The sequence below is a fragment of the Winogradskyella endarachnes genome (genome assembly GCF_009741275.1).
Classification (GTDB): domain Bacteria; phylum Bacteroidota; class Bacteroidia; order Flavobacteriales; family Flavobacteriaceae; genus Winogradskyella; species Winogradskyella endarachnes.
Genome location: NZ_WOWS01000006.1, coordinates 1 through 18,559, shown reverse-complemented (window position 1 = coordinate 18,559; position 18,559 = coordinate 1). Strand labels below are relative to the sequence as shown.

The following is an 18,559-nucleotide window of genomic DNA, read 5'->3' as shown; positions in this document are numbered from 1 at the left end:
AACCAATAGTCCAAATGAAATATTAAAATTTACAGATTAAAAGTTAAATAGCTCTTTTTACCTATTGATGCTTTAATATTGTCATTAATTGGTTTTAAATTGTGTTAATTTAAAACTATTAATACCTTTTGTGTTTATAATATGAAAGTTTTATGTAATATTTGCTTCAGAATTAATAATTAAAAATAGGATAACAATCCAAATTCAAAAAAAATAAAAGTTATGTGCGGAATAGTATGTGCGTTTGATATAAAACAAAAAGTAGATGATTTAAGACCTCAGGTTTTAGAAATGGCCAAGGCAATACGTCATAGAGGACCAGATTGGAGCGGTATTTATAGTGATGATAAAGTAATTATGGCTCATGAACGTCTGGCAATTGTAGATCCTGCTTCTGGAAAGCAACCCTTGTTTAGTCCAGATCGTAAATTAGTATTAGCTGCAAATGGAGAAATCTATAACCATAGAGATATAAGAAAGCAGTATGAAGGCAAATACAATTTTAAAACTCAAAGTGATTGTGAAGTTATACTTGCTTTATATCAAGAAAAAGGTGTTGATTTTGTAGATGATTTAAACGGAATTTTTGGCTTCGCAATTTATGATGCTGAAAAAGATGAATATTTTATAGCTAGAGATCATATGGGAATTATTCCATTGTACATTGGTTGGGATAAAAACGGAACTTTTTATGTGGCTTCAGAATTAAAAGCTTTAGAAGGTATTTGTACTAAAATTGAATTATTTCCTCCAGGACATTACATGTCTAGTAGTGATGGAGAATTTGTTAAATGGTACGTGAGAGATTGGACCGATTACGAGGCGGTTAAAGACAACGAAACAAGTATAGCAGAAGTAAAACAAGCTTTAGAAGCTGCGGTACACAGACAATTAATGAGTGATGTACCATATGGTGTTTTATTGTCTGGTGGATTAGACTCTTCAGTAACATCAGCAATTGCTAAAAAATATGCCCAAAAACGTGTAGAATCTGATGATACTACTGATGCGTGGTGGCCGCAACTACACTCGTTTTCTGTAGGTCTAGAAGGCTCTCCAGATTTAGCTGCTGCACAAAAAGTAGCAGACCATATAGGAACGGTTCATCATGAAATTAAATTTACAATTCAAGAAGGTTTAGATGCTATTAAGGATGTAATTTATAACATAGAAACTTATGATATTACTACCATTCGTTCTTCTACACCAATGTATTTAATGGCAAGAGTGATTAAATCAATGGGAATAAAAATGGTATTATCTGGTGAAGGTGCCGATGAAATTTTTGGAGGCTATTTATATTTCCATAAAGCACCAAGCGCAAAAGATTTTCATGATGAAACGGTACGTAAATTAGATAAACTTCATATGTACGATTGTTTAAGAGCTAATAAAAGTTTAGCAGCTTGGGGAATTGAAGGACGTGTACCATTCTTAGATAAAGAGTTTATGGATGTTGCTATGCGCATTAACCCAAAAGACAAAATGATTAATGGCGAACGTACGGAAAAATGGGTGGTACGTAAAGCATTTGAAGACTTAATACCAGAGAGCGTAGCTTGGAGACAAAAAGAACAATTTAGTGATGGTGTAGGTTACAGCTGGATTGATACACTTAAAGAGTTGGTAGAAAAAGAAGTTACAGACGAGCAAATAGAAAACGCAGCATTCCGTTTCCCTATAAACACACCTTTAAATAAAGAAGAATATTATTACAGAAGTATTTTTGAAGGACACTTTCCTAGCGATGCAGCAGCATTAAGTGTGCCCCAAGAAGCAAGTGTAGCTTGTAGCACTGCAACAGCTTTAGAATGGGATGAGGCGTTTAAAAACATGAATGACCCTTCTGGTAGAGCAATTGCTAATGTACATGATAAGGCATATTAAAAATGACTTCAAAATAGTTTTTTAAAAACTAAATCATTATCAACTTAACTTATAAAATCTCGCTTTTGCGAGATTTTATGTTTTACTGTAGTTTTTTTTAGGAGCATGAAACTTTAAAATTTAATTTAAGCTATTTTTTAGGCGTTTTAAGGCACTTTTAAAATAATTAACAAATGTTAATAATTAATCATTGCAACGCATAAAAAGCTTTTAAAACGATTTTTAATTTCTTATATTTGTTAGTGTTCAAAAATGATACATTAGTGTCATTTTTTTATGCCTTAATTTGAACTAAAATTATTTCATTATAATGAGCGAAAAGAAAGAAGAATTTAATAAGGATAATTATTCAGCAGATAGTATTCAGGCCTTAGAAGGTATGGAGCATGTGCGTATGCGTCCATCCATGTATATTGGAGATGTTGGCGTTAGAGGTTTACATCATTTAGTATATGAGGTTGTGGATAACTCTATTGATGAAGCCTTAGCTGGTCACTGTGATAACATTACAGTAACTATTAACGAAGATAATTCTATTACCACAGAAGATGATGGTCGTGGTATTCCTGTAGGACTTCATAAAAAAGAAGGGGTTTCTGCATTAGAGGTTGTAATGACTAAAATTGGTGCTGGTGGTAAATTTGATAAAGATTCTTATAAAGTATCTGGTGGTTTACACGGTGTTGGTGTAAGTTGTGTTAATGCTCTTTCAACAAATTTAAAAGCCACTGTATATAGAGAAGGGAAAATTTACGAGCAAGAGTATGAGCGTGGAAAAGCAATGTATCCTGTAAAAATTGTGGGTGATACTGATAAAAGAGGAACGACTGTAACCTTTAAACCAGACCCAACAATTTTTACTCAAACTTTAGAGTATAGCTATGATACATTAGCAAGTCGTTTAAGAGAATTAGCTTATTTAAATAAAGGAATTACGGTTCATTTAATAGACAAACGCAACAAAAAAGAAGATGGAGAGTTTGAGGGTGAAACATTTCACTCAGAGGAAGGATTAAGTGAGTTCATTAGATTCCTAGATGCAACGAGAGAGCCTTTAATGAAAGATGTTATTTCTTTTGAAGGTGAAAAAAACGGTGTGCCAGTTGAGGTAGCCATGGTTTATAATACGTCGTATGCAGAGAATTTACACTCCTACGTAAACAATATTAACACACATGAAGGTGGTACACACCTTTCGGGTTTCCGTAGAGGTTTAACACATACTCTTAAAAAATATGCTGATGAATCTGGAATGTTAGATAAATTAAAATTTGATATTTCTGGAGACGATTTCCGTGAAGGATTAACCGCTATTGTATCTGTAAAAGTACAAGAGCCACAATTTGAAGGACAAACAAAAACAAAATTAGGTAACCGTGAAGTTTCTGCTGCTGTTAGTCAGTCCGTTTCAGAAATGCTAACCGATTACTTAGAGGAGCATCCAGATGATGCAAAAACTATTGTGCAAAAAGTAATTCTAGCAGCACAAGCACGTCATGCAGCACAGAAGGCTCGTGAAATGGTTCAGCGAAAAACTGTGATGAGTATTGGTGGTTTACCTGGTAAATTATCAGATTGTTCTGAGCAAGATCCTGCAAAATGTGAAGTTTATCTTGTTGAGGGAGATTCGGCAGGTGGAACAGCAAAACAAGGACGTGATAGAGCGTTTCAAGCTATACTACCATTACGAGGTAAGATTCTTAATGTGGAGAAAGCTATGACGCATAAAGTTTTTGAAAACGAAGAAATTAAAAATATTTTTACAGCTTTAGGTGTAACTATCGGAACAGAAGAAGATAGTAAAGCATTAAATCTTTCTAAATTAAGATATCATAAAATTGTAATAATGTGTGATGCCGATATTGATGGTTCGCATATTGAAACGTTAATATTAACATTCTTCTTTAGATATATGAAGGAGTTAATTGAAAATGGTCACATTTATATCGCTACACCACCATTATATTTGGTTAAAAAAGGAGCCAAAAAGAAATACGCTTGGAATGATGATGAGCGTGCTGCAATAATGGAAGAGTATGGTGATGGCGCAAAAATTCAACGTTATAAAGGTCTTGGTGAGATGAATGCAGAACAATTATGGGATACAACAATGAATCCTGAGTTTAGAACACTGCGTCAAATACATATAGATAATGGCGTAGAGGCAGATCGTGTATTTTCTATGCTTATGGGAGACGAAGTGCCACCTCGTAGAGATTTTATAGAAAGAAATGCTATTTATGCAAACATTGATGCGTAATTATAATTTACAAATAAAATCATAAATCAGTTTTTAAAAACACCCATAATTGGGTGTTTTTTTATTTAAAATTCTGAAAGTTCATCTCCAAAATTGTGAAATATAAAGGCTCAAGTGTTGGTTTTCAAATTAATTTTATATGTTTATGCCAATAAAAATAAAATATTTATGAAAAATATTCTAACCCTAATTGTCTTAGTTTTGAGTTTTCAATTTGCTAAGGCTCAAGACTTAGAGACTATTTTATTAGCTTCGGATGATGCAAGTTTATTGTCACAGAATTATCTTAATCCTGCTATGGAAGGATTAATGTATAGTATGAATGGCGGATGGGCAACTACTGCTAAAGTTCATAAAAAATTTGGCTTTGACCTAACAATTGGAGCTAATGCATCTTTAGTACCAGATGAAGCCAAAACTTTTGCTTTTGTGCCAAGCGATTATACATATCTTAGTTTACAAAACAATGAGTCTGAAGTGCAAACTATAATGAGTGATGACGACACAGAGACAGTGGTAGATGTAGAAATAGATAATGGAGATGGAACTTATAAGGTGGTGAGTTTTAATATGCCTGGAGGTATTACAGAAGATTTACCTGTAAATGCTGTACCAGCACCAACAGTACAAGTCGGTTTTGGTTTACCATTTAAAACAGATATTAAGGCGCGTTTTGTACCCACTCAAAATTACGATGATGTTGAAGCAAAATTAATTGGTTTTGGTTTACAACACGATCTTACACAGTATTTAGGGATTATAGATGATTCGCCATTGAGCGTATCAGTCTTAGGTGCATTTACTAACATGAGCGTTGTTTACGACATGAAAGACGAAGATGCTACTGACTATGTTGAGGTGGTAAATGGTGAGGCAGAATTTAAAATGAATACATGGACGGTTCAGGCATTAGCATCTTTAGATTTTAAGTTATTAACGTTGTACGCTAGTGCAGGCTATAATAGCGGTAAAACAACCGCTAAAATGAAAGGTGACTATATTTTAACCTACGATGTTGAGGATGAAAATGGAAATCAAATCGGTACAGTAAATGAAGCGATTTCAGACCCAATAAATCTAGACTTTGAAAACAATGGAATGAGAGCTACTTTAGGTGCGCGCTTAAACTTAAGTATTTTTAAAATATTTGCAGATTATACATTTCAAAATTATAACACGGCAACTGTTGGTATAGCTTTCAGTGTAAGATAGTTTTAGTTATTTTCAAAATAGATGATAGCATAAGATTTACTCTTATGCTTTTTTCTTTTAAAGCAATTTTATTTGTAAATTTGTGTTCGTTTTTAACACGTAGTTTCACATTAAATAAACATAAAAAATTATGAAAGTAACCGTAGTTGGCGCAGGTGCAGTAGGTGCAAGTTGTGCAGAATATATTGCAATAAAAAACTTTGCTTCTGAAGTTGTAATTTTAGACATTAAGGAAGGCTATGCAGAAGGAAAAGCAATGGACCTTATGCAATGTGCCTCTTTAAATGGGTTTGATACTAAAATAACAGGAAGTACAAACGATTATACTAAAACAGCAGGTAGTGATATCTGTGTAATTACTTCTGGTATTCCTCGTAAGCCTGGTATGACACGTGAAGAATTAATTGGTATTAATGCAGGCATTGTTAAAACGGTATCTACAAGTTTAGTGGAGCATTCACCAAATACTATTTTAATTGTGGTTAGTAATCCAATGGATACTATGACTTATTTGGCTCATAAAGTTACAGGGTTACCAAAACATAGAATTATAGGAATGGGTGGCGCATTAGATTCTGCTCGTTTTAAGTACAGATTAGCAGAAGCGTTAGAAGCACCTATTAGTGATGTAGACGGAATGGTAATTGGAGGACATAGCGATAAAGGTATGGTGCCATTAATATCTCATGCAACTAGAAACAGTATAAAAGTCTCTGAGTTTATTTCAGCAGAAAGATTAGAGCAAGTTGCAGCAGATACTAAAGTAGGTGGAGCAACATTAACAGGTTTATTAGGAACATCAGCATGGTATGCTCCAGGTGCAGCTGTAAGTGGCTTAGTACAAGCCATTGCTTGCGACCAGAAGAAAATTTTCCCTTGTTCAACATTATTAGATGGTGAATACGGATTAAGCGACCTTTGTATTGGTGTACCCGTAATTTTAGGAAGAAACGGAATTGAAAAGATTGTAGATGTTCCTTTAAGTGATGCTGAAAAAGCACATATGGCAGAAAGTGCAGAAGGCGTAAAGAAAACTAACGGCTTATTAGAGTTATAGTCTTTATAACTTTTTTAAATAATAAAACCTTACTGATACTTGTTGTTGGTAAGGTTTTTTTAATATTAATTCTAAAATTAGAATAATGAAGAACATACTATTATTAAGTATCAGTTTAATATTTAATTTAATTCTTTGTGCTCAAACACAATTAAATGAAGGAGTTTTAATAGCTACCCAGACTATGTCTAGTGATAATGAGCAGATAAATATGCAATTACAGGCTATGGGAGATACAGAAAGCGTTATTTATTTTAAAGGAGATAAATCGCGCAGTGAAACAAGTAGTCCAATGACAGGTGATATGGTGATTATTGTTGATGGTACAACAAAAGAGATGCTTATGTTAATGAATCAACCAGGTTTAGGTAAAAAATATCTTCTTCAATCTTTTGTGCCAAGCGAAGAAGATTTAAATAATGTGGTTGTAACAAAAGGCGATGAGACAAAAACAATTATGGGATACGAGTGCCAACAATATTTAGTAAAGATGCAAGAAAAAGGCCAAGAAGTAGAGATGCAAATGTTTACTACAGATAAATTATCTGCATTTAGCCATAATACTACAGCTATGGGAGATAAAATTGAAGGATACCCGTTATATTTTATAATGACTATGAATCAGCAAGGTTCAAAAATTATCATTACATCTGAGATAACAGAAATTAAAGAAGAATTAGTTTCAGATGATAAAGTTAGCTTAACACCACCAGAGGGTTATACCGAAATGGGAGGAATGTAAATTGAAACAAACTAAAGATTTTATAATGGCTATATCTAATAAATAGAGTCTTTATTTTTTTGTCTATATTTGGCGCATGAAAATCAAATTGCATTTTGGAATTATTACTGTACTCTTAGCGTTATTAGGGACGTTTTTTGAGCAAAATACAGCACCAAATCAGCAAATTGTCATTCAGTTTTCAGACGATGGGTTTACTGTTGCAGATAGAGAGAATGCTATTGAGACTATACAAAGTCAACTTCGCAAAATAGGTGTTTCTCAAATCAATATAGGTCAAAGTCAATCTGGCCAACTAAGAATTACGTATTTCAGTGAAGAAGATGTTGCACATATTAAAGATGCGCTTTTTAACGCTGAAGACTTCAAGATTACTTATAATTCTTCTAATGAATCTTCACGTGATTTTCCCAATAAAAAAAATGTAAAAGATTACGAGCTTAATGTTTCAGAAATTAAAACGAGCACGTCTAATAACTGGGATTTAGAAGGTACTCAAGTCACTGAATTTAATCACAAGACGGATCATTCTAATACATTAAAGGTACAAGATTGTGGTCATCAGGTAAATTCAGAATTAAATAACCAGATCTTAAATACTATTATTACAAGCTATAAAGTTGAATTAATAGTAAGTAACAATTCATCTTACAAAATCCCAGAAGTAAGAGCAGGACCAATGGTTTAAGGAATTTTTAATCTGAAATAATTCCTCTTCAATTCAATAAGCTTTTGTCAATCAAAAAGCTAACCATCTAATTTATAAAAAACATTGTCGGATTATAGCGTAAAAGTTATATTTGCGCGCTAGTTTTTATAACTATCGTAATTAACTAACAATCCGACATTAAAAACAACAACAATGCAAAACAAAGGAATAATTAAGCTATTTGCGCTTTTATTTGGTTTGGTAAGTATTTATCAATTATCATTTACTTTTAAAGCGAATCAAATAGAAGATGCTGCAAAAGAAGCAGCAATTGCAAAGTATGCAGAAACAGAAGACGATTACCAATCTAAGAGAAGTTTAGAAGAGGTAAGATATTTAGATTCTTTAAAAACTGAAAAAATTAAAGTAGGTGATAAGTTTGAGTCTATTGATGTATATAACTTATTAGGTATAGCACAATACAATTATAATGAAGTAGAAAATAATGCCATGAATTTAGGTTTAGACCTTAAAGGTGGTATTAATGTAATTCTTCAAATTTCAGTTAGAGATATCTTAAAAGGATTATCTGATAACAGTAAAGATCCTTTATTTAATAAGGCGTTAGATGATGCGGAAGAATTACAGAAAAATTCACAAGATTCTTATTTACAATCTTTCTTTACAGCATTTGATGCTATTAAGGGTGATACAAAATTGGCGTCTCCAGATATTTTTGCTAATCGTTCATTAAGTGAGGAGATTAAATTTGACATGTCAGATGACGAAGTTAAAGGCATTATTGAAACTAAAATTGATGAGTCTATCGTTTCTGCTTTTGAGGTATTACGTAAGCGTATTGATAAGTTTGGTGTAGCATCTCCAAACATTCAACGTTTAGGAAACACTGGTCGTATTCTTTTAGAATTACCAGGAGCAAAGGATATTGAGCGTGTAAAAGATTTAGTGACTAAAACGGCACAATTACAGTTTTGGGAAACTTATAAAGCTCAAGAAGTTTTACCTTATATAATGCAAGTTAACCAAAAATTGGTTGAAGAAAATAAAGAGAAAGAAGTTAAGGAAGATGTTGCAGATGTTGAAGAAGATCAAGACGAAACATCAGATGCTATTGATGATTTAACGGGTCAGATAGAAACAGATTCTACTAATGTTGCAGATATAAATCCTATCGGAATTCAAGATTACGGTAGAGGTGGTGGAGTTGTAGGAATCTTCTTAAAAAAGGATAGGGAAAAAGTTTTAGCACATTTAAATGCTGCAAAAAACAGAACTTTGTTACCTGCAGAAATGCGTTATTTAAAGTTTGCTTGGGGATTACAAGCTGAAGATTCTGAATATTCTGAGTTATATGCCTTAAAAGGTAATAGAGAAGACGAACCAAGATTAAGTGGTGCAGTTATAACAGGTGCTGATCAAGATTACGATCAAGTAAGCAGACCTGCCGTTAGTATGCAAATGGATGCAAGAGGTGCTAAAATTTGGGAAGAAATGACCAAAGAAGCTAACCAAACAGACGGTAACATTGCAATTGTTTTAGATAATATTGTATATTCTGCTCCAGGTGTTACACAAGCTGGTGGTATTTCTGGTGGTAGATCTCAGATTTCAGGTTCATTTACTTTAGCTGAAGCAGTAGATTTAGCAAACGTATTAAGAGCCGGTAAATTACCTGCCTCTGCTGAAATTGTACAAGCAGATGAGGTAGGTCCATCTTTAGGTCAAGAAGCTATTGATAGTGGTATGTTATCATTTGCAATTGCCTTAGTCTTTGTATTATTATGGATGATTTTTTACTATGGTAAGGCAGGTGGTTTTGCAGATATCGCTTTACTATTAAACATCTTATTAATATTTGGTGTTTTAGCAAGTTTAGGCGCTGTATTAACTTTACCTGGTATTGCAGGTATTGTATTAACAATTGGTATTTCTGTAGATGCCAACGTTCTTATTTTTGAAAGAATAAGGGAGGAATTAGCAAAAGGGAAGTCGCAGAAAGAATCTATTAAAGATGGTTTCTCTAATGCGTTGTCTTCAATTTTAGATGCAAACATTACTACAGGTTTAACGGCTTTAATTTTATTTGTTTTTGGTACAGGACCAATTAAAGGATTCGCTACAACTTTAATTATAGGTATTTTAACATCATTATTTACAGCAATTTTTATAACACGTTTGTTAATTGATTGGTATGTGAATAGAGGAGGTAATTTAGATTTCGCTACTGGTATAACTAAGAACTTATTTAAGAATGTAAATATCGATTTCTTAAGAAAACGTAAGATTGCTTACATCATTTCTGGTGCATTAATTATAGTTAGTTTAGGGTCTTTATTTACAACAGGATTAGATCAAGGTATTGACTTTGTAGGAGGAAGAACTTATCAAGTACGTTTTGAGCAAGATATGAGTGTTGAGGAGGTTAAATCTGATCTTCATGCTGTATTTGAAAGTGCTGAGGTAAAAACAATCGGTGCACCAAATCAGTTAAAAATATCTACTAAGTATAAAGTAGAAGATAGTTCTATAGAAGCTGATGAAGAAGTACAATCTATGTTATTTAAAGCATTACAAAAGTACCTTCCTGCTGGTATGACTTATACTGAGTTCTTAGATGGATCTGGTGATAAGAAAATTGGTAAAATGTTATCTAGTAAAGTAAGTCCTACTATTGCAGATGATATTCAAAAATCTTCAGTTTGGGCTATTTTGGGATCGTTAGTTGTTGTATTTTTATATATCTTATTTAGATTTAAGAAGTGGCAATTCTCTCTTGGTGCTGTAGCTGCAGTATTTCATGATGTGTTAATTGTAATGGGTATTTATTCATTAACTTGGAGATTCATGCCATTTAGTATGGAGATTGACCAAACGTTCATCGCAGCAATATTAACTGTAATTGGTTACTCACTGAATGATACCGTTGTTGTATTTGATAGAATTAGAGAATACTTTAACGAGAACTTAGGTTGGGATTTTGATACAACAATCAATAAGTCTATAAACAGTACAATTTCTAGAACGTTAAATACATCTTTAACTACGTTAGTGGTATTATTAGCGATGTTCATATTTGGAGCAGATTCACTTAAAGATTTATTATTTGCTTTAATCTTGGGTGTAATTGTAGGTACATATTCTTCTGTGTTTATTGCAACACCAATTATGTATGATACCGCTAAAAAAGGTAATGCAACAGATGCACTTAAAAATAAAGTGAAAGAAGTTGAAGAAGAAGCTTAAGCTTTTTTAAAATCGTTTTTGTTCTGAATAATTTCAGAAACTAAAAATGCCTCTCTTAATTGAGAGGCATTTTTTATTCAAAATTTTTAATAATAATAAGATTATTTAAGAATAATTTTCAATCCAGCGATGCGTCATTTTCCATAATGAGTTTTTAAATTGATTTCTAAAGAATCCAAAATGTCCAATATCAGGAGTATTTAGTTCTTCAGGTAGAATATGTCTTCGGTTTATACTAGCATTTATAAATTGTTCAGCTAGCCAATTTACTGAAGATTTTGAGGCATATTCATCATTAGGAAAACTAAGCACTAAAATATTCTTTTTATAATTTTTGAATTGAAGTTGATTAAAATCAAATTCGCTCAACATGTAGTTCTTATGTTTTCCCCAACGTTGCCATTGATAAACCATATCTTTTGGTAGATTTTCAAAAAGCCTTAATTTTTTAGCTGGGAAATACCCAAATAAAGGTGTTAACCAAGGGATAAGCACATACCAAAAGGTCAGCATTTTAAATCGCTCAAATCCTTTCCAATGTTTCCAGTAACCACTTTGAGAAGCAACGGTAATTATGGCATCTAATTGCCTTATATTTTTATTAAACGCTAATAATTGTCCGCCAATACTATGCGTAATTAAAATGGTCTTGTGTAAAGGGTTTTTAGATTGAGCGTAAGCAATTACTGAAGCTTGGTCGTTTTCTCCCCAATCTTTTATGTTAAGTTTATTCTGCTTTAATTGAGATTTATTTTTGTTGGATCTGCCAATACCAGAATAATCAAACGTGTAAACAGTATAACCTAACTCCGCAAAGTAGGTTGAAAATTTAAAGTAGTAATGTTGAAGAACTCCTGTAGCAGAAGAGATGATGATGCTTTTGTTGTTTGAAGTTTTAGGTTTAAAAACCGTTAGACCTATTTGGTGTCCTAAGGGTGTATTGATATTTAAATCTACACCTTTAATCATTCGTTGTTTTAGTAAAACTAATTTGATCACCTACGTTTAGTTGCCATTCATCTGCAAGTCCACCATTAATTTCTAAAACATATTTTGCAGCAGCTTCAGACGGTAAAGATGTTTCATCAAAGGGTTTGGCGTTTTTTTGAAAACTTACAATCTTTAAATTTTCATCTATATAGATAATATCTAAAGGTATCTTAGTATTCTTCATGTAGAAACTGCGCATTTGGGCATCAGGAAAAATAAAGAGCATTCCTTGATTGGTTTCAAGTTTTGTTCTATACATTAAACCAGTTTGTGTTTCGTAGTCATCATCTGCAATTTCAATATCTATAGTTTTTATAATAGAATCTGAATCTGCTTTTTTTAATGTAAGTGTTCCTTCTTTTTTAAAGCTGACAATTACCTTGTCTTCTGTTTTTATAGTTTTTTCTTCTTTACAAGAAAAAAAGCATACTGTTATAGTAGTCAATAGCATAAATTTTAAAAAAGGATAAATACGCATGTGTTAGCTTAATTTTGTTTTTGGCTTGTAAAAAAACATAAAATATAAACCTATAAATATAAATGGTATACTTAACCATTGGCCAGTATTTAATACCCAATCCGCACGTTCAATATTTTGGGCTTCTTTTACAAACTCAACAAAGAATCTAACAGTCCAAAGTAAAACTAAAAATAATCCAAATAAGAAGCCTTGTTGTTCAGACTTTTTAGTTTTCCAATAGAAGTAAAATAGAATTATAAAAACAAAGATATAGCTAAATGCTTCATATAGTTGAGCAGGATGTCTAGGTTCGGTTTCGCCTAATTGTTTAAAGACAACTCCAAAATCGCTTCCTGTATATTTTCCTATAATTTCAGAATTAATAAAGTTACCAATTCTAACAAATACGGCACCAGATGCTACTGGTATAACTACACGGTCTAAAATCCATAGAACGGATTTGTGTAAAACCTTTTTATTATATAAATACATGGATATAATCATGGCAATTGCTGCACCATGACTTGCTAAACCTTGAAAACCTGTAAATTCAAATCCACCTTTAAACTTAAAAGGTAAAAAGATACTGAAAAAATCTTCTGTAATTAATTCAGACTGGTAGAATATAACATGGCCTAATCTTGCACCTAGCATAATACCAATAACGGAGTATATGAATAAAGAATCTAAGGATTCTTCAGATTCGCCTTCATTTTTGTAAATACGCTTCATAATAGTAAATCCTATAACAAAGGCTGTTATCCACATTAAACTGTAGAAATGAAGTTTAAAAAATCCTAAATCAATATACTTTAAAGGATCCCAGTCAATCTGTAATAAAAACATAGATAATTTTATTTAATGAGGTAAAGATAATATTTTGATTGTGATAGAATGTGAGATTAACGTAATATTAATGGTCTTTAGGCGGAACTGGGTCGTAGCCTTTGCCTCCCCAAGGATGACAACTAAAAATTCGCTTTATAGCTAACCATCCTCCTTTAAAAAAACCATGAACTTCTAATGCTTCTTTTGCGTAATGAGAACATGTTGGTTGATATCTGCATGTGGCAGGTGTAAAAGGCGATATAAAGGTTTGATAGACTTTAATGAGTAATAAGAAAGGTGCAACCAGAATTTTTTTCATAACAGCTGTAAATTCTACTTCTTATTGGTCATTTAAATTTATATATAAGTTAGTTGGTTGTAAATGTGGTACCTTCTCTACTATCGTTAAGTTGAATACCTGCTTCAGCTAATTCATCTCTAATTTTATCTGATAACGCAAAGTCTTTATTTTGTCTTGCTTCCTTTCTTAGGTTTATTAAAATCTCAACAGCACTAGCTAATTTGTCACTACCTGTGTCTTCTTTAGAGATGTTTACTAAGCCTAGTACGTCAAAAACAAAAGTATCTATAGTTTCTTTTAGGCTTGCTAAATCTTCTGGAGTTACAGTTGCCGTACCGTCTTTTATTAAGTTAATAAATTTTACAGCTTCAAAAAGAGTAGCAATTAAAATAGGCGTGTTAAAATCATCATTCATAGCGTTGTAACATTTCTGTTTCCATTCTGTTACATTAAACGAGGATATTGTATCTGTTTTTAAGCTTTCAATTAAGCCATAAGCATCCATTAATCTATGAAATCCTTTTTCTGCAGCTGCTAAACCAGCATCTGTTAAATCTAAAACACTTCTGTAAGATGCTTGCATCATAAAAAATCGAATAACGCTTGGATTGTAGGCTTTAGACATAATGTCATTTTCACCAGAAAGCAATTCAGCAGGATTTATATAATTACCTGTAGATTTACTCATACGAGCACCATTAAGCTCTAGCATATTGGCATGCATCCAATATTTTACAGGTGCTTGTCCTTTTGCAGCTTGGTTTTGTGCAATTTCACATTCGTGATGCGGAAATTTTAAATCCATACCACCACCATGAATATCAAAAAACTCACCTAAATATTTGGTGCTCATTGCTGTACATTCTAAGTGCCATCCCGGAAAACCATCACTCCAAGGTGAAGGCCAACGCATAATGTGTGTTGGTTCTGCTTTTTTCCAAAGTGCAAAATCTTGTGGGTTTTTCTTATCACTTTGTCCATCTAAAGCTCTAGTGTTATGAATTAAGTCTTCAACCTTTCGCTTACTTAAAATACCATACTCATTAGTTTCATTATATTTATGGACATCAAAATAAACAGAGCCGTTAACAATATAGGCGAAACCATTGTCTATTATAGATTCAATTAATTCTATCTGTTCAATAATATGACCAGTAGCCGTTGGTTCTATACTAGGCGGTAAAAAATTGAAGGTATTTAATACATTATGAAAATCAACCGTATATCGCTGTACAATTTCCATAGGTTCTATAGCCTCTAAACGTGCTTTTTTAGTAATTTTATCTTCACCAGCATCAGCATCATTTTCCAAGTGACCAGCATCAGTAATATTACGTACATATCTTACCTTGTAACCCAAATGTTTAAGGTAACGAAAAATCATATCAAAAGACATAAAGGTTCTTACATTACCTAAATGCACATTACTGTATACTGTTGGTCCACAAACGTACATACCAACATAGCCTTCAGTTATAGGTTGAAAAACTTCTTTTTTGCTAGATAGCGAATTATATATTTTTAATTCTTGAGTGTTATATAAAGACATGATGCTAATTTGAAAAATAAATCAATAGGTTGAATTAAAACTGCGTATCTAATTGAATATAATCTAGTAATTCTCTTCGAGTTTCTTTTTCTTTAAATTTTCCTCCGAATTCTGAAGTTACCGTACTACTTTCAATATCTCTAATACCTCTAGAGTTTACGCACAAGTGTTTAGCGTCAATTACACAAGCAACATCTTCGGTATTTAATACACGCTGAAGTTCTTTAACTATTTGAATTGTTAAACGTTCTTGTACTTGTGGACGTTTGGCATAATAATCTACAATTCTATTCATTTTAGATAGCCCTACTACAGTACCATTAGAGATGTATGCAATATGCGCTCTACCAACTATTGGCAATAAGTGATGCTCGCATGTAGAATAAACCGTAATGTTTTTTTCTACTAACATTTCACCATATTTATACTTATTATCAAAAGTTGAAGCACTTGGTTTTTTGTTAGGATCTAAACCACCAAAAATTTCGTTTACAAACATTTTTGCAACTCTGTTTGGTGTTCCTTTTAAACTATCGTCATTAAGGTCTAATCCTAAAGTTTCTAATATATGTTTTACATCACCTTTAATAATGTCAATTTTTTCAGAATTAGAGAGTTCAAAGGCATCTTCTCTTAAAGGTGTGTCACTAGATGTGCCTATGTGGTCATCACCTAATGCGTCTATATCGTTAAAATCACTATCGATTTTCATTTGTATAATAATTGTTTTTCTGTTTTTATAAGCAAGTTGCAAAGATAAACAATAAAAATAGTAACCATTGGGTAGGGAAAATATTTATATAACTGTTATATTGTTAAAACCGTTAAAGTGTCAATATCCTTGACAAATTAACAATGGTTTTATTAAAATTTTCTTAATTTTCGAAACTTTAAAAAATCCATTTGAATAATGAAAAAACTATGTGCCATAGTAGCCTTTGCTATGCTTCCCTTACTAGTATCTGGTCAAAAAAATCAAGGTCAACAGCCTCTTCCTGTTATAGAATTTAAAGACAATGTAAAACTTCCATTAACGGCTAATGAGCGTGCTCAAATTGAAGAGGTTTATGGAGAATTTGCTGAGAAATATATTTACAGTAATCCGTTTCGATTGTTGAGTGTTAAAAATATTCTAAGAAACAGGGTTGTTATAGAATTAGCTTCATCTGATACAAAAACTAAAGATTGTACCAAGCTTTCTGAGGTTACTTTATGTAATTATTATGTAAAGGATTTGGAAAGAGATGTCGTTTTTAACCCTGAAAATTTTAACCCATTGAAATATAATTTTCAATTTCATTCGCGTTCTGCAGCAATGTATCATGTAGACAATACAAATTATTACATTTTAGTTAAGTCGCAATATCAATAAGAAGAAATTTAATATGAAAAATTTAATTACAATTTTCGCATTGTTATGCTCTTCATTTTTGATTGGGCAAGAGGTAATAATGCAAACAGCTACAGTTAGTCAATGTGGAGGCGTTTTTTATGATTCTGGAGGAGAATTTGGGTCTTACGGTAACGATGAAAGTTTTGTTTTAACGATTTGTCCTGAAAACGCAGGTCAACAAGTGCAAATAAATTTTACTGATTTTAGTACACAGTTGAATTCTGATGTTATGACTATTTATGATGCTGATTTTGCAGATCCGGCTAATGCATTTGGAACCTTTTCTGGGGTTAATAATCCTGGTCTAATTACGGCAACACCAAATAATACAAGTGGATGTATAACCATAGAATTTGTATCAAATGATAGTGGAGTTACAACAGGTTGGGCTGCGGATATCAGTTGTTTAACACCTTGTCAAACAATTACATCTCAAATCGATACATTTTCTCCTACACCAAACGGTGATGGTTATATTAGAGTTTGTCCTAATGAAGATATTACATTAACTGGTAGTGGTAATTTTTCATCAGATGGAACAGGCGCAACGTATGAGTGGGATTTAGGAGACGGAAATACAGTTGCAGGTCAAACGGCTACTTTTTCATATGATACACCTGGAGTATACATTGTTAACTTAAATATTACAGACACAAATACTTCAGTAAATCCAGAGGGTTGTTCAAATACTAATTTAATAAATCAGGTTGTACAAGTAGCAACAGAGCCAGATTTTACAGGTACAGGTGCAGCAGATACTGTGTTATGTTATGGAGAAAGTACCACAATTTCTGGTGTAGTCAATGCCGTGGAATATATTAATGATTGTACACCACCTACTAGTGGTGTAACCGTACTACCTGATCAGTCTGGAGCTACTTATGAGACGTCCGTAACGGTAGACTGTTTTGATTCTTCAGCGACGTTAACAGACGTTAGCCAAATAGTTGAAATATGTATAAATTTAGAACATTCTTATTCTGGTGATTTAGAAATAGATATTATTAGTCCGTCGGGTCAAGTTGCTCAGCTTTATGATCAAGGTGGTGGAGGCACTTATTTTGGTGGAGCCAATAACTTAGACAACCAAGTGCCAGGCGAAGGTGCTGATTATTGTTTTTCATTGTCAGGGTCAGTAACCGTTAATAATGGAGCAACTGTTATTGCTGGTTCAAACCCAGCAAGTAATTCATGGGCACCTGGTACTTACTTACCTATAGATGATTTTACTAGTTTATTAGGTAGTCCTTTAAATGGTGATTGGACTATTAGAGTTGTCGATAATTATGCTATTGATGATGGTACTATTTTCTCATGGTTTATTAATTTTGATCCAAACCTACAACCGCCAGAATTATCGTTCACACCAGTAATTACGTCAGAAGCTTGGGATGCAGACGCTACAATAACAAATGTAAATGGTAATGATATTACAGTGCAACCAGACACAGCAGGAGAACATTGTTATACCTACAGAGTTACCGATGATTTTGGGTGTGAGTATACAGAAACTGTTTGTATAGATGTGTATCCAGAGATTGTTACAGAAGCACCTAATAATTTGTTTATATGTGATGCAGGTGCACCGCCTTTTGAATTCGATTTAGAGTCTAATACTTCAGTTGTTTTAGAGAATACTGCGAATCCTACAGATTTTGTAGTTACGTATCATAATTCCTTGTCAGATGCTGAAGGTGATACAGGTGTTATTGCTAATCCAAGTACTTATTTAGGTGCCGATGGAGAAACTATTTACATAAGAGTTGAATATTTAGATACGGGATGTTATGAAATTTTATCGTTTACTTTAAATGTTGCGGGTCAGCCTACTATTAATCCAGCATCAGATTTAGAATTGTGTGATGATGAAAGTAACGATGGTTTTGAAGAATTTGACCTAAGTACTCAGACAGCAACTATTTTAGGAACCCAATCCGCGGCAAATTACGAGGTATCTTATTATTTAA

The 18,559-nt window shown here is 32.7% G+C and carries 15 protein-coding genes; 9 read left to right on the top strand and 6 right to left on the bottom strand.

Going from position 1 to position 18,559, the window contains the following annotated elements; genetic code table 11:
• The first annotated feature begins 222 nt into the window (after positions 1-222).
• The 7 genes from asnB (at position 223) to secDF (ending at position 11,071) form a co-directional block, all read left to right on the top strand.
• On the top strand, positions 223-1,887 hold the full coding sequence (gene asnB / locus GN138_RS13510) for an asparagine synthase B (RefSeq protein WP_157364540.1): 1,665 nt from the start codon (positions 223-225) through the stop codon (positions 1,885-1,887).
• A 310-nt stretch (positions 1,888-2,197) separates the two neighbouring features.
• On the top strand, positions 2,198-4,147 hold the full coding sequence (gyrB, locus tag GN138_RS13505) for a DNA topoisomerase (ATP-hydrolyzing) subunit B (protein WP_157364539.1): 1,950 nt from the start codon (positions 2,198-2,200) through the stop codon (positions 4,145-4,147).
• A 168-nt stretch (positions 4,148-4,315) separates the two neighbouring features.
• Positions 4,316-5,359 (top strand): DUF6588 family protein, encoded by a 1,044-nt coding sequence (locus GN138_RS13500; protein WP_157364538.1) that lies wholly within the window; start codon positions 4,316-4,318, stop codon positions 5,357-5,359.
• A gap of 130 nt (positions 5,360-5,489) precedes the next feature.
• Positions 5,490-6,416: a malate dehydrogenase gene (mdh, locus tag GN138_RS13495; protein ID WP_157364537.1), complete on the top strand. Its 927-nt coding sequence runs from the start codon at positions 5,490-5,492 to the stop codon at positions 6,414-6,416.
• 85 nt (positions 6,417-6,501) lie between these two features.
• Positions 6,502-7,158, top strand: coding sequence for a DUF4412 domain-containing protein (locus GN138_RS13490; protein ID WP_157364536.1), 657 nt, complete (start codon positions 6,502-6,504; stop codon positions 7,156-7,158).
• Positions 7,159-7,234: 76 nt separating this feature from the next.
• Entirely contained in the window at positions 7,235-7,846 is a 612-nt protein-coding gene (locus GN138_RS13485) for a hypothetical protein (protein ID WP_157364535.1), read from the top strand.
• A 174-nt stretch (positions 7,847-8,020) separates the two neighbouring features.
• Entirely contained in the window at positions 8,021-11,071 is a 3,051-nt protein-coding gene (gene secDF, locus GN138_RS13480; RefSeq protein WP_157364534.1) for a protein translocase subunit SecDF, read from the top strand.
• Between the two features lie 105 nt (positions 11,072-11,176).
• On the opposite strand, the gene GN138_RS13475 is transcribed toward secDF, so the two are convergent.
• The 6 genes from GN138_RS13475 to folE all read right to left on the bottom strand — a co-directional run bounded on the left by GN138_RS13475 (position 11,177) and on the right by folE (position 15,911).
• A complete protein-coding gene (locus GN138_RS13475) occupies positions 11,177-12,040 on the bottom strand; it encodes an alpha/beta hydrolase family protein (RefSeq protein WP_157364533.1) in 864 nt (287 codons plus the stop codon).
• Positions 12,033-12,512, bottom strand: coding sequence for a DUF192 domain-containing protein (locus GN138_RS13470; RefSeq protein ID WP_231743085.1), 480 nt, complete (start codon positions 12,510-12,512; stop codon positions 12,033-12,035). Before GN138_RS13470 ends, GN138_RS13475 begins: the two co-directional genes overlap by 8 nt.
• A 30-nt stretch (positions 12,513-12,542) precedes the next feature.
• Positions 12,543-13,367, bottom strand: a complete 825-nt coding sequence (gene lgt / locus GN138_RS13465) for a prolipoprotein diacylglyceryl transferase (RefSeq protein ID WP_157364531.1) — start codon at positions 13,365-13,367, stop codon at positions 12,543-12,545.
• A 67-nt stretch (positions 13,368-13,434) separates the two neighbouring features.
• Positions 13,435-13,668: a membrane protein insertion efficiency factor YidD gene (gene yidD / locus GN138_RS13460; RefSeq protein ID WP_157364530.1), complete on the bottom strand. Its 234-nt coding sequence runs from the start codon at positions 13,666-13,668 to the stop codon at positions 13,435-13,437.
• A gap of 49 nt (positions 13,669-13,717) precedes the next feature.
• Entirely contained in the window at positions 13,718-15,199 is a 1,482-nt protein-coding gene (cysS, locus tag GN138_RS13455; protein WP_157364529.1) for a cysteine--tRNA ligase, read from the bottom strand.
• 34 nt (positions 15,200-15,233) lie between these two features.
• Positions 15,234-15,911 (bottom strand): GTP cyclohydrolase I FolE, encoded by a 678-nt coding sequence (gene folE, locus GN138_RS13450; RefSeq protein WP_157364528.1) that lies wholly within the window; start codon positions 15,909-15,911, stop codon positions 15,234-15,236.
• Positions 15,912-16,109: 198 nt separating this feature from the next.
• Between folE and GN138_RS13445 the strand changes: the two genes are divergently transcribed.
• Together GN138_RS13445 and GN138_RS13440 are read left to right on the top strand one after the other, a co-directional pair.
• On the top strand, positions 16,110-16,571 hold the full coding sequence (locus GN138_RS13445) for a hypothetical protein (protein ID WP_157364527.1): 462 nt from the start codon (positions 16,110-16,112) through the stop codon (positions 16,569-16,571).
• A gap of 13 nt (positions 16,572-16,584) precedes the next feature.
• Positions 16,585-18,559 (top strand): PKD domain-containing protein (locus GN138_RS13440; RefSeq protein ID WP_157364526.1); only part of this gene is annotated, 1,975 nt, incomplete at its 3' end.

Excerpts from the sequence above, each read along its gene's own strand:
- asnB (WP_157364540.1), top strand. The coding sequence starts at position 223 with ATGTGCGGAATAGTATGTGCGTTTGATATAAAACAAAAAGTAGATGAT.
- gyrB (WP_157364539.1), top strand. The coding sequence starts at position 2,198 with ATGAGCGAAAAGAAAGAAGAATTTAATAAGGATAATTATTCAGCAGAT.
- GN138_RS13500 (WP_157364538.1), top strand. The coding sequence starts at position 4,316 with ATGAAAAATATTCTAACCCTAATTGTCTTAGTTTTGAGTTTTCAATTT.
- mdh (WP_157364537.1), top strand. The coding sequence starts at position 5,490 with ATGAAAGTAACCGTAGTTGGCGCAGGTGCAGTAGGTGCAAGTTGTGCA.
- GN138_RS13490 (WP_157364536.1), top strand. The coding sequence starts at position 6,502 with ATGAAGAACATACTATTATTAAGTATCAGTTTAATATTTAATTTAATT.
- GN138_RS13485 (WP_157364535.1), top strand. The coding sequence starts at position 7,235 with ATGAAAATCAAATTGCATTTTGGAATTATTACTGTACTCTTAGCGTTA.
- secDF (WP_157364534.1), top strand. The coding sequence starts at position 8,021 with ATGCAAAACAAAGGAATAATTAAGCTATTTGCGCTTTTATTTGGTTTG.
- GN138_RS13475 (WP_157364533.1), bottom strand. The coding sequence starts at position 12,040 with ATGATTAAAGGTGTAGATTTAAATATCAATACACCCTTAGGACACCAA.
- GN138_RS13470 (WP_231743085.1), bottom strand. The coding sequence starts at position 12,512 with ATGCTATTGACTACTATAACAGTATGCTTTTTTTCTTGTAAAGAAGAA.
- lgt (WP_157364531.1), bottom strand. The coding sequence starts at position 13,367 with ATGTTTTTATTACAGATTGACTGGGATCCTTTAAAGTATATTGATTTA.
- yidD (WP_157364530.1), bottom strand. The coding sequence starts at position 13,668 with ATGAAAAAAATTCTGGTTGCACCTTTCTTATTACTCATTAAAGTCTAT.
- cysS (WP_157364529.1), bottom strand. The coding sequence starts at position 15,199 with ATGTCTTTATATAACACTCAAGAATTAAAAATATATAATTCGCTATCT.
- folE (WP_157364528.1), bottom strand. The coding sequence starts at position 15,911 with ATGAAAATCGATAGTGATTTTAACGATATAGACGCATTAGGTGATGAC.
- GN138_RS13445 (WP_157364527.1), top strand. The coding sequence starts at position 16,110 with ATGAAAAAACTATGTGCCATAGTAGCCTTTGCTATGCTTCCCTTACTA.